The 12,018-nt window shown below is 63.5% G+C and carries 11 protein-coding genes; 8 read left to right on the top strand and 3 right to left on the bottom strand.

Translation table 11 applies throughout. From position 1 onward, the window contains the following. Positions 1–30: 30 nt before the first annotated feature. Entirely contained in the window at positions 31–663 is a 633-nt protein-coding gene (locus V3C40_RS08075) for an RNA pyrophosphohydrolase (RefSeq protein ID WP_034746553.1), read from the bottom strand. 204 nt (positions 664–867) lie between these two features. Between V3C40_RS08075 and V3C40_RS08070 the strand changes: the two genes are divergently transcribed. Both V3C40_RS08070 and V3C40_RS08065 read left to right on the top strand, forming a co-directional pair. Beyond that, positions 868–2,607: a proline--tRNA ligase gene (locus V3C40_RS08070; RefSeq protein ID WP_331777113.1), complete on the top strand. Its 1,740-nt coding sequence runs from the start codon at positions 868–870 to the stop codon at positions 2,605–2,607. Continuing rightward, the gene (locus tag V3C40_RS08065; protein ID WP_070301185.1) at positions 2,604–3,221 is read left to right on the top strand and encodes a lytic transglycosylase domain-containing protein; all 618 of its coding nucleotides are present in this window, start codon (positions 2,604–2,606) and stop codon (positions 3,219–3,221) included. Before V3C40_RS08070 ends, V3C40_RS08065 begins: the two co-directional genes overlap by 4 nt. 147 nt (positions 3,222–3,368) lie before the next feature. Here the strand turns inward: V3C40_RS08065 and V3C40_RS08060 are convergent, their stop codons facing one another. Both V3C40_RS08060 and ffh read right to left on the bottom strand, forming a co-directional pair. Next, positions 3,369–3,764, bottom strand: a complete 396-nt coding sequence (locus V3C40_RS08060; RefSeq protein ID WP_071650146.1) for an SWIB/MDM2 domain-containing protein — start codon at positions 3,762–3,764, stop codon at positions 3,369–3,371. 345 nt (positions 3,765–4,109) lie between these two features. Beyond that, positions 4,110–5,477: a signal recognition particle protein gene (ffh, locus tag V3C40_RS08055; protein WP_034746567.1), complete on the bottom strand. Its 1,368-nt coding sequence runs from the start codon at positions 5,475–5,477 to the stop codon at positions 4,110–4,112. Positions 5,478–5,716: 239 nt separating this feature from the next. Between ffh and V3C40_RS08050 the strand changes: the two genes are divergently transcribed. From V3C40_RS08050 to V3C40_RS08025, 6 genes are all read left to right on the top strand, one after another. Next, entirely contained in the window at positions 5,717–6,226 is a 510-nt protein-coding gene (locus tag V3C40_RS08050; protein WP_331777112.1) for a sigma-70 family RNA polymerase sigma factor, read from the top strand. Then, entirely contained in the window at positions 6,223–7,230 is a 1,008-nt protein-coding gene (locus tag V3C40_RS08045; protein ID WP_331777111.1) for a FecR domain-containing protein, read from the top strand. The genes V3C40_RS08050 and V3C40_RS08045 overlap by 4 nt, the downstream gene beginning before the upstream one ends. 94 nt (positions 7,231–7,324) lie before the next feature. Beyond that, on the top strand, positions 7,325–9,523 hold the full coding sequence (locus V3C40_RS08040; protein ID WP_331777110.1) for a TonB-dependent siderophore receptor: 2,199 nt from the start codon (positions 7,325–7,327) through the stop codon (positions 9,521–9,523). Positions 9,524–9,651: 128 nt separating this feature from the next. After that, on the top strand, positions 9,652–9,915 hold the full coding sequence (locus V3C40_RS08035) for a hypothetical protein (RefSeq protein WP_331777109.1): 264 nt from the start codon (positions 9,652–9,654) through the stop codon (positions 9,913–9,915). Beyond that, the gene (locus V3C40_RS08030) at positions 9,912–11,615 is read left to right on the top strand and encodes a PepSY-associated TM helix domain-containing protein (protein WP_331777108.1); all 1,704 of its coding nucleotides are present in this window, start codon (positions 9,912–9,914) and stop codon (positions 11,613–11,615) included. Before V3C40_RS08035 ends, V3C40_RS08030 begins: the two co-directional genes overlap by 4 nt. Further along, entirely contained in the window at positions 11,612–11,953 is a 342-nt protein-coding gene (locus tag V3C40_RS08025; RefSeq protein WP_331777107.1) for a DUF3325 domain-containing protein, read from the top strand. Before V3C40_RS08030 ends, V3C40_RS08025 begins: the two co-directional genes overlap by 4 nt. The last annotated feature ends 65 nt before the right edge of the window (positions 11,954–12,018 follow it).

Below are 12,018 nucleotides of genomic sequence, written 5' to 3'. Positions count from 1 at the left end.
TGCGTGGGAGAGTGCGTTCATTGCGGCGGACTACTCCTTGCCCGGCAGAATCAGCTCCGGCGTACACCCTTCGGCGGCAATGCCGTCGCAAGGCTTGGCCACAGCCGTACCGTCCTGTGCCCGCGGCGCATGGGGCTGGCGCAGGTAGCGCGACGTGTGGCGGTGCGCTTGCTGTGCGTTGCCATGCACGGGCCAGGTCAGGAAGCGGGACAGCTCCTGCAAGGCGCGCTGGTACACATCGCGTTTAAATTCAATGACGACATCGAGCGGGACCCAGTATTCATGCCAGCGCCAGGCGTCGAACTCGGGATGGTCGGTCAGGCGCAGATTGACGTCGTTATCGCGCGCGCACATTCTCAGCAGAAACCAAATCTGCTTCTGGCCACGGTAATGGCCGCGAATCTCGCGCTTGATGAAGTGGTCTGGCACTTCATAGCGCAGCCAGTCGCGGGTGCGGCCGACAATTTTGACGTGTTCCTGTCTGAGTCCGATTTCCTCTTCAAGTTCGCGAAACATGGCTTGTTCCGGTGTTTCGCCATATTTGATACCGCCTTGCGGAAACTGCCATGAGTGCTCGCGCACCCGCTTGCCCCACCACACCTCGTTCTGGGCGTTTAGCAGGATGATGCCGACGTTGGGCCGAAACCCTTCACGGTCGAGCATAATGCACCTCAAACTTTCTGCGACAGTGCGTCCTTTTTTACATAATTACCCACAACTTCGCAAGCCGGTGACCTTTTCGGGGTGCGAAAAGCGCCGGAATCGCACCAATTGAGCGCATTTGTGTAAAGTATGGACGCATCAGCCAGCTAATCCTTTAAAATTAGGTTGATTATAACCCTCTCTTTTTAAAAAGAATTCACCGTTATGCGCGCCTCCCGTTTTTTTATTTCCACACTTAAAGATGCACCTTCTGACGCGGAAATCGTCAGCCACCAATTGATGATGCGTGCAGGCATGATCAAACGCCTCGGTTCCGGCATCTATACCTACATGCCGATGGGCTTGCGCGTGATCCGCAAGGTGGAAGCCATCATCCGTGACGAGATGAACAAAGCCGCCGGTATCGAACTGCTGATGCCGCTCGTGCAGCCGGCCGAACTGTGGCAAGAGACGGGCCGCTGGACCAAGATGGGCGACGAACTGATGCGCGTGAAAGACCGCCACGGCCGCGAATACGCGATTCAGCCGACGTCGGAAGAAGTCATCACGGACGTCGTGCGCACGGAAATCAAGTCCTACCGCCAGCTGCCGTTGAACTTTTATCATATCCAGACCAAGTTCCGCGACGAGCGCCGCCCACGCTTCGGCCTGATGCGCGGCCGCGAATTCACGATGAAGGACGCCTACTCGTTCGACCGCGACCTGGCCGGCATGCAAGCGTCGTACAAGGTCATGTTTGACGCCTACACGCGCATCTTCACGCGTTTCGGCCTGAAATTCCGCGCCGTGGCAGCCGATAACGGCGCCATCGGCGGTTCCGGTTCGCACGAATTCCACGTCATCGCCTACACGGGTGAAGACGCGCTCGTGTACTGCCCGACGTCCGACTACGCGGCCAACATGGAAGCGGCCGAAGCGCTGCCGCCAGCGGGCGAGCGCCCGGCCGCCGCCCAGGCACTGACGAAAACGGCCACGCCGGACACCGTCAAGTGCGAAACCGTGGCTACCCTGCTGGGTATCGAGCTGTCGCGCACCGTGAAAACCATCGCCCTGACGGTGGAAACGACGGGCAAGGACGAGAAAGTCACGAAACAGCATTTCATGCTGCTGCTGCGCGGCGACCATGAATTGAACGAGATCAAGGTGGGCAAGGTTGCCGGCCTGGCCGGTCACCGTTTCTCGACGGAAGCGGAAATCATGGAAGTCTACGGCACGATTCCCGGCTACCTGGGCCCGATCGGCACCAAGGCCCCCGTCACCGTCGTGGCGGACCGCACGGTTGCCCACATGAGCGACTTCGTGTGCGGCGCGAATGACGCCGGTTTCCACTACACGGGCGCCAACTGGGGGCGCGACGTGGCCGAACCTGCCATCGTGGCCGACTTGCGCAATGTCGTCGCCGGCGACGCTTCGCCGGACGGCCAGGGCGCACTGGCGATCGAGCGCGGCATCGAAGTGGGCCACGTGTTCCAGCTGGGTACGGCGTACTCGGAAAGCATGAAAGCCACCTTCCTCGACGAAAACGGCAAGCCTGCGCCGTTGCAGATGGGCTGCTACGGCATCGGCGTGACGCGCATCCTGGGCGCCGCCATCGAACAGAACTTCGACGACAAGGGCATCATCTGGCCCGCGTCGATCGCGCCGTTCGAGGTCGTGCTGTGCCCGATGGGCATGGATCGCAGCGAACTGGTCAAGGAAGAGACGGAGAAGCTGTACGCGGCCCTGCAAGGCGCTGGCGTGGACGTCATCGTCGACGACCGCGGCTTGCGTCCAGGCGCCATGTTCGCCGACTGGGAGCTGATCGGCGTGCCGCACCGCATCGTCATCGGCGAGCGCGGCCTGAAAGAAGGCAAGCTGGAATATCAGGGCCGCCGCGACGCGGAAGCAACTGGCGTGGCGCCAGAAGAGATCGTCGCCTTCATCCAGGGCCAAATGGCGCAGTGAAGCGTCTATCCGTAAGCAAGACGGCTGGCGCGCTCGCGCTGGCCGCCTGCCTGGCCTGCGTCTCTCCGGCGCAGGCCGGCAACCAGAAGGAGGAGGCGCTGGCCGACTCCGTCCGCCTGGCCCTGTCGCACGCGATCCGCGACGAACGCCCGCCGCAACCAAAATTTGCCACGCCCGCCGACTTGCAGCGCTACCAGCAATGGCTGGCGCAGATGTCGTCGCGCCTGCAGCGCAAGCTGCCGGACGCCCAGCTGCGCACGGAATTCCTGGAAACCGTATGGTACGAATCGCGCCGCGCGGGCCTCGAGCCGGCCCTCGTGCTGGGCCTGATCCAGGTGGAGTCGGCCTACCGCAAATACGCCGTCTCGCTGGCCGGCGCGCGCGGCTACATGCAGGTGATGCCATTCTGGACGGGCGTCATCGGCGACCATGACCGCAGCAAGCTGTTTCATATGCAGACGAATCTGCGCTACGGCTGCGCGATCCTGCGCATGTACCTGGACATGGAAAAGGGCGATTTGTACCTGGCGCTGGGGCGGTATAACGGCAGCCGGGGCAGGGCCGAGTATCCGAATGCCGTGCGGGCGGCTTGGCGGCAGTGGGAATTCAAATGAAGGCTGGGGTCAGACCCCCGGCAGCGTTGGCGCAGAGCTCTGTGTTAACGGTGTTGAGGGTCTGACCCCAAAATGCTAGAAAAAATGCCCCGCTCGCAGTAAAGCGGCGGGGCACTCACACGGCGTAGACGCCCTGTGCGTATCTGATTATTTCAAATGATCGGAGATCAGTTTGGTCATTTCAAACATGGAGACTTGGGCTTTGCCGCCGAAAACTGCTTTCAGCTTGTCGTCCGCATTGATCATGCGGCGGTTGGCCGGATCTTGCAGATCGAGTTTTTTGATGTAATCCCATACCTTTTTGGTCACTTCCGTGCGCGGCAGTGGTGCTGCGCCAACAACGGCGGCCAGATCTTTCGATGGCGTCATTGCTTTCATGAATGCTGCGTTTGGCTTGCGTGGTGTTGCCGGTGCTGCCGCTTTCTTCGCCGCTGCTGGTTTAGCTGCTGCCTTGGCTGCGGGTGCTGCTTTCTTGGCGGCTGCAGGCTTGGCTGCTGCTGCTTTGGCTGGCGCTGCTACTGGGGTTTTTTTGGCTGTTGCCATCTTCGAGCCTCCTTAACAAACACATGGGAAATTGCGCAATTAATCGCACGGCTAATATTGGTGTGGATTTACCTAGTATGCAAGTGTTTTTCACGTTTTCACGAGGAAAAAGCAGGGAAATGGCAATGCTGTCGCCCGGGCGCACCGCTTGGGGGCGCGGATTGGCGTTTTTGCCCGTAAATGGCATGGTTGCTGGCTATGCGGGGAGGGGCGCTGCGGAGGGAGGGAAGAAAGGATGCCGGACACATGAAAATGCAATCCGGCATTATTTAGAACGATGTTTTTACTTGGGTGTGCGGCGTAATGAATGCCGTCGAAGTCCCCGCGAGCGGGGACTTCGACGCCTTACCTCATCCCAGGCATCATGCCCTTCATGGAGCGCATCATCTTCATCATGCCGCCGCCCGACAATTTCTTCATCATCGTCTGCATTTGCTCGAATTGCGTCAGCATGCGGTTTACTTCCTGCACCTGCACGCCGGCGCCGGCGGCGATGCGGCGCTTGCGCGTGGCCTTGATCAGTTCAGGCTTGGCGCGTTCCTGCGGCGTCATCGAGTCGATGATGCCGCACATGCGGCGCACCTGTTTATCGGCTTGATCCATGTTCTTGCCGCCTGCCGCCTGCTGGAACTGGGCCGGCAGCTTGTCCATCAGGTTGGCCATGCCGCCCATTTTCTTCATCTGGCCCAGTTGCGCCTTGAAGTCGTTCATGTCGAACTTGCCGCCAACCTTGATCTTCTGCGCCAGATCGGCCGCCGCCTTGCTGTCGACGCCCTTGCGCGCTTCTTCCACCAGGGCGAGGATGTCGCCCATGCCCAGGATGCGGTTGGCCATGCGGGTCGGGTCGAACGCTTCCAGGCCGTCGAGTTTTTCCGAGACACCGGCAAACTTGATCGGTTTGCCCGTGATGTGGCGCACGGACAGGGCCGCACCGCCGCGCGCATCGCCATCGAGCTTGGTCAGCACGATACCGGTCAGCGGCAGCGCATCGTTAAAGGCTTTGGCCGTGTTGATGGCGTCCTGGCCCAGCATGGCGTCGACGACAAACAGGGTTTCGATCGGTTTCACGGCGCCGTGGACGGCGGCGATTTCGCGCATCATCTCTTCGTCGATACCTAGACGGCCCGCCGTATCGATGATCAGCACGTCGTGGTAATGCTTTTTCGCCCAGTCCAGCGCGGCCAGCGCGATATCGACCGGCTTGTCCGTGCTGGTGGACGGGAAGAAGTCGGCGCCCACCTGGGCGGTGACCGATTGCAGCTGGGCGATCGCGGCTGGACGGTACACGTCGGCCGAGACGGTCAGCACTTTCTTCTTCTTTTCTTCCTTCAGGTATTTCGCCAGCTTGCCGACGGTGGTGGTTTTACCCACACCCTGCAGACCGGCCATCAGGATGATGGCGGGCGGCTGCTGCGCAAAGCTGATCTGCGACGCTTCCGGTCCCAGGTCGGCGCCCATCAGGGCGGCCAGCTCGCGCTGCACCACGCCCACCAGGGCCTGGCCTGGCGTGAGCGAGGAAATGACATCCTCGCCCATGGCTTTTTCTTTGACTTTGGCGATGAATTCGCGCACGGCGGGCAGGGCGACGTCGGCTTCGAGCAGCGCCAGGCGCACTTCGCGCAGCATGTCGGCGGTGTTCGCTTCGGTCAGGCGCGCCTCGCCGCGCATGGTCTTGACGACTTTGGCAAGCCGTTGGGTGAGATTATCTAGCATGATGAACCTGCAATGAAAAGCTTGGGAGTGGGCGGCGAAAGCCGGACGATGGGCGCCATTTTACCCCATCGCGGGTGGCTGGCGGTCCCGCGCTGCACCGCCTGGCGGTTGGCCGGCGTTTGAATTAGTTGGTATTTCTGGCAATGCCGCGATTGCATGAATGGCAGGAACGCGGTTAGAATGAGAATAATTCTTATTTACATTCTCGGGCGCCGCACGTCCGGGCGGAAAGGGATGCCATGTCGGCCGCCGATTTTGCACAGCAACAAGACCTGCACGCGCTCTACAGCAGCCATCACGGCTGGCTGCAGGGCTGGCTGCGGCATAAGCTGGGCAATGCGGGCGAGGCGGCGGACCTGGCGCAAGACACCTTCGTCAGCGTGCTGACGGCCGATACCGCGCCGCAGATCCGTGAAGCGCGGCCTTTCCTGGCCACCATCGCGCGCCGCCTGGTGGCGCACCGCCACCGCCGGCAAGTGCTGGAAGACGCCTATCTGGAAGCGCTGGCCTGCCTGCCGCCCGAAGTGGCGCCCGCGCCGGAAGAGCGGCTGCTGGCGCTGGAAGCCTTGCAGGAAATCGATGCGGCCCTCGAGGGCCTGCCCGCGCCCGTGCGCACGGCGTTCCTGCTGGCGCAACTGGAAGGGCTCAGCTATGCCGAGATCGCCGCGCGCCTGAACGTGTCGGCCAGCTCGGTCAAGCAATACCTGACGCGCGCCAACCGCCAGGTGTTTTTCTCGCTGCCGGCATGAGCAAGGTGGGCAATGCTGCGGCCCCGGCGGCCATCCGCGAGGACGTGCAGCAGCAGGCGGCCGAATGGCTGACCATGCTGATGTCGGGCGAGATGGACGCGGCGCAACAGGCCGCCTGGCAGCGCTGGCGCGAGGCGGACCCGGAACATGAGCGGGCCTGGCGGCATATCGAAGCCGTGTCGCAGCGCTTCAACGGCTTGCACCGCGGTGCGGCTGCGCAGGCGCTGGCCGGCACGCAGCAGAAAGCCGTCAGCGGCAAGCGGCGCCAGTTGCTGGCGTGGCTGGGCGTGGCGGCCGGCGGCGGCATGCTGGCCGCGCAGACGGATGCCTGGGATGGCGTGCGCGTCCTGCGCGCCGACTACCGCACGGCCACGGGCGAGCGGCGCGAGGTGGTGCTGGACGATGGCAGTGTGCTCAGCCTGAATACAGGATCGGCCGTGAACGTGCATTTCGATGCCAGCCACCGCCTGATCGAGCTGCTGGCTGGCGAAATCCTCGTCACCAGCGGCCATGGCATCGGCAGCGACGCGCCTTTGGTGGTGGCCACGCACGAAGGCCTGGTGCGCGCGCTGGGCACGCGCTTTGCCGTGCGCCAGCAGGATGACTACAGCACCGTGGACGTGTTTGACAGCGCCGTTGAAATCCGTCCCCGCGACGGCGGCGGCGCACCCTTGCTGCTGGCGGCCGGGCGCGGCGTGGCATTTTCCCGCCACGCGCTGGACGCGCCGCACGCCATCGGTGCGTATGCGGACGCCTGGTCGCGCGGGCAGCTGATCGTCGACGACGTGACCTTGGGCGATTTCCTGGCCGATCTGGCCCGCTACCGCCCCGGCGTGATCGACTGCGCGCCGCAAGTGGCCCAGCTGCGCCTGTCGGGCGTATTCCCGCTGGCCGACACCCAGCGCATTTTGAACATGCTGCCCAACTCCCTGCCCGTGCAGGTGCGCAGCCGCACGCGCTACTGGGTGACGGTCGAGCCGGCCATGTCATTAAAAAATATTTAGCCATCCGGCTGCCCGTTTTTTGTTTTCGCGGCACCTACAGAGTAGGGCGCCTGTTTTTCACCGTCTGATGACGCCACTACTATCAGGAACTTGCATGTCTCACGCTTTGAATTTTGTCAGTTTGCCATCTCATCACTGCGCATTGCGTCCGCTGGCGCAAGCGGCTGCGGTCCTGTGCCTGGCCGCCAGCCTGCCGGCCATCGCGCAGCAGGCGCCAGCCACCCCTGCCACCGAACAGACCATGCTCGGCGTGTCCGTCACGGCGGGGCGCGATGCGACAACAGAGGGCAGCGGCTCGTATACGACGGGCGTGAGCAACACGGCAACCAAGCTGAACATGTCTTTGCGCGAGACGCCGCAGTCGGTCAGCGTGCTGACGCGCCAGCAGATCGATGATCTGGGCATCACGACCTTGGACGACGCGGTGCAGTCGATCACGGGGCTGGTCATGCAAAAAGGTAATTTTACGGGCGATTCGGGCAGTTTCAGCGCACGCGGTTTCCCTGTCGATAACATCCTGTTCGACGGCTTGCCTACCAGCCTGGGCGCGAACGGCACCTTCAATGGCGACAATGACGACCTGGCCATCTATGACCGTATCGAGGTGGTGCGCGGCGCCACGGGCTTGACGACGGGCAGCGGCACGCCCAGCGCCGCCATCAACATGGTGCGCAAGCGCCCGACGGCCACGCCGCAAGCGTCATTCTCGGCCAGCGTGGGCAGCTGGAACAACTACCGCCTGGAAGCCGATGCGGCCAACGCGCTCAACGAAGCGAAGACCCTGCGCGGGCGCATCGTCGTGACGGTGCAGGACAAGAAGGATTTTGTCGACGTGCTGCATGGCCGCAACCACCAGTTGTACGGCATCATCGAAGCGGACCTGCGTCCCGATACCACCTTGACCGTGGGCGCCCACTACCGCAAGACGGACAACGACGGCGTCTCGACGGGCGTGGTGACGGCCGCCGACGGCCGTTTTTTGAATTTGCCCCGCTCGACTTACCTGGGTACCGACTTCGACGGCTGGCGTCAGACGGATAAAACCATTTTCGCCGAACTGGAACACCGCTTTGCCAATGGCTGGAAGGCCAAGCTGGCGGCCACGCGCAAGACGCCCGAGATCGACACGACGTTTTCCGGCATCAGCCGCCGCGGCGACACACTGCGTTTCAATTCGCAAAGCTACCGCGCCGAGCTGGCCAACACCAGCTATGACGCGTATGCGAGCGGCAGCTACAGCCTGTTCGGCCGCCAGCACGAGCTGACGGTCGGCGCCAGCCACCGCCGTTCGTCGAAAAACAGCTATGGCGGCTGGGCGCCATACAGCTGGGGCGCGGCGGCGCCCGTGCTCGACCCATTCAACTGGGATGCGGGCAGCGTGGCGCGCCCCGTCATCAACTACGCGCAGTGGCGCACGGCCAGCATCACCGAGCAAAGCGGCGTGTATGCGGGCACGCGCATGCGCCTGGCCGATCCGCTGTCGCTGGTGCTGGGCGGGCGTGTGAGCTGGTACAAGGACGATGCCGGCTACTCGGTGGCGCGCGAATTCACGCCGTACGCCGGTGTCGTGTATGACCTCGACAAGCAGCATTCCGTGTACGCCAGCTGGACCGAGATCTTCCAGCCGCAGGCGTCCACCGACGCCCATGCGCAGCCTCTGAAGCCGATCAGCGGCACCAACTATGAAGCGGGTGTGAAGGGCGAATACTTCGGCGGCGCCCTCAATGCCAGCGCGGCCGTGTTCCAGATCCGCCAGCAAAACCGGGGCGTGGACGACCTGGCCGGTCCGAACCCCTGCCCCGGCAGCACGTGGGGTTATTGCCAGCGCGCGTCGGGCGAAGTGCGCAGCGAAGGCGTGGAGCTGGACGTGGCGGGCGCGCTGACGCCCGACTGGCAGCTGTCGGCCGGTTTTACCTATGTGAAGGCGCAATTCAAGCGCGACAGCGATCCGGCCAATATCGGCAAGGATTTCAACAGCCGCTATCCGCGCCAGCAGCTCAAGCTGGCCACCAGTTACCGGCTGTCCGGCGCGGCGCAGGGCTGGCGCGTCGGCGCTTCCGTGTACGGGCAGGGCGCGACGGAGTCGAACGACGGTACCTATCATCTGCGCCAGGGCCGCTACGCGATCGTGGGCTTGAACGCGGCGTGGCAGATCGACAGCCGCGCCGAGCTGCGCCTGAACGTGAACAATGCGCTCGACAAGCACTACTACCAGAGCATCTATTCCGATGTCTTCGGCAACATGGTGGGCACGCCGCGCAACCTGATGCTGACCTTGAACTACACACTGTAAATAATCGCTTTTGAATGATCTATCTTGATGAAGGATGCATGGCTTATGGAAGTGCAGTTGAATCTGGCCCGCGATGGCGCGTGCCAGCGTATGCCGCAGGGAGCGCCGCGATGATGAAATCGGCCCACATGATGTTGTTCTCTCGCGTGCTCGCCGCCATCTTTGGCGGCTATGCACTGACGTCCGGCGTGGCCGTGCTGCTGTCGGCCGTGCTGCCGCTGTCGCGCGCCGAAGCCGTGCTGACGGCCACCCTGAGCGCCTTCGTCGTCTACACCTGCGCCGTGATCTGGGTCTTTGCCGTGCAAGACCTGCGCCGCGCCTGGCTCGGCATGCTGTTGCCGGCCATCGTCTGCGGCGGCCTTGGCCTGTTGCTGTCGCGGGGGGCCGCATGAACGCCGTCAAGGTAGACAAAGTGATCAAGACGTCGCAGCAGGGCGGCTTGCGCCAGGCGATGGCCTGGCTGCACACGTGGAGCGGGCTGTGGATTTCCTGGCTGCTGTTCGCCATTTTCCTCACCGGTACCCTGGCCGTCTTCGACGAACCGATCACCCACTGGATGACGCCTGAACATGCACTGGAAGAGGCGGCGCATGCGAACGATCCGCCGCTGCCGAAGGTGACGGATCGTGGGCACCGCCTGGAACTGGCGCTCGACTTCATGGCGAAGGAGCACCCGAAGGCGGACATGTGGGAAATCTGGCCCGTGCAGCGTCCCGGTCACGGCCTGTCCGCCTACTGGTTCCAGCCCGCCGGCGGCTATGGCTCGGCGGACCTCGACCCGCTGACGGGTGCCGTCATCGAACATGCGCGCGAGGCAACGCAGCGCGACACCATCGGCGGCCACCATTTCGTCGATTTCCACTACGAGCTGCACGCGGGACGCATCGGCGTGTGGATCGTCGCCATCACCACCATGATCATGCTGGTGGCGCTGGTGAGCGGCGTCATCACGCACAAGCGTATCTTCAAGGATTTCTTCACCTTCCGCCCGACCAAGGGCCAGCGTTCGTGGCTCGACGCGCACAACGCGGTGGCCGTGCTGACGCTGCCGTTCCAGTTCATGATCGCCTACACGGGCCTGGCCTTCTTCAGCGATGACTATGTGCCGGCCCCCGTGGTGGCGCAATACGGCATGGACAATGCCAAGAAGGCCTTCCTGGCCGACTGGAACGATGTGGGCAAGCCCGTCAAGACTGGCCAGCCGCTGGCCATTCCCGCGCTGGAACCGTTCGCGCTGCGGGCCGAACAGGCCATCGGCCAGGAAATCCGCGCCGTGGTGCTGGACAACCCGAACGACGCCTCCATGCGCGTGTGCATGTATGGCTGGAATGAAGAGACGGACACGATGGAACGCATCAGCGCCAACACGGGCAAGGCTTGCTATGCGCTGGCCACGGGCGAACAGGTCGCCTTGCGCCGACCTGGCGAGTCGGATACGGGCGGCGCGGGCCTGACGCGCGCCGTCATGTCGAACCTGCACATGGTGGGCTTTGGCGGCACGCCCATGCGCTGGTTGTATTTCTTCTGCGGCCTGGCCGGCACGGCTATGATGGGCACGGGCGCCATCCTGTTCATGGTCAAGCGCCGCCAGAAGTCTGGCGGCGAGTTCGGCGCCTACACGCAGCGCGTGTACCGCACCGTCGCTTGCCTGAACGTGGCGGCCATTGCCGGCCTGTCCATCGCCTGCGTGGGCTTCCTGTGGGCCAACCGCTTGATCCCCGTCGGCATCGAGCATCGCGCCGGCTGGGAATTGCGCGCCTTCTTTGGCGTGTGGTTTGTGATGCTGCTGCACGCCTGCCTGCGCGCGGAAAAGCGCGCGTGGGTCGAGCAACTGGGCTTGCTGTCCGCCCTGTGCCTGCTGCTGCCCGTCCTCAATGTACTGAGCACGGGCGACAACCTGGCGGTGCAGGTCGCGCGCGGCGACTGGGAAAGCGCCGGCGTGGAACTGTGCAGCATGGCCTTCGGCCTGCTGGCCGCCTGGGGCGCGTGGAAAGTCCACAAGCGCAAGGAAAAACCCGTGAAAAAGGCCGCGGCCAGGGAAAGCGCTGCGCCCACGGCCAGCCTGCAAATCAATACCGAGGGACAGTCATGATCCCTACCATCCTCTGTGCGCTGGGCCTGTCGTATGCGGGCATGGCCAGCCTCTCGCTGGCGATGGACCGCCACCATGGGCAGGTCTGGGGCAGGGACGCGGCGCCGAACGTGCGGCGCGCGCTGCAATTGGCAGGTACCGTCCTGCTGGCGCTGGCCATCTGGCCCTGCGTGGCCGGCTGGAGCGCTACCGTCGGCGTCGTCGCCTGGCTCGGTTTCATATCGGCCGGCGCGCTGCTGGTGGCCCTGCTGCTGCCGTATGCGCCCCGCTTGCTGTTTCGTAGTTCCCTGCTGGCAGCCGTCGCCGCGCTGGCAGGTCTTGTGACGTTCCTGCGGTGATATTCACCGCCATTTTCAAGGATAGACCGATGCACTTTTCACGCCTGGCGACACAGATTGATGTT

The sequence above is a fragment of the Janthinobacterium sp. LS2A genome (assembly GCF_036543145.1).
Taxonomy (GTDB): Bacteria; Pseudomonadota; Gammaproteobacteria; order Burkholderiales; family Burkholderiaceae_D; genus Janthinobacterium; species Janthinobacterium aestuarii.
The sequence above is the reverse complement of the archived record's forward strand: the minus strand, read 5'-3'. Positions and strand labels throughout refer to the sequence as shown.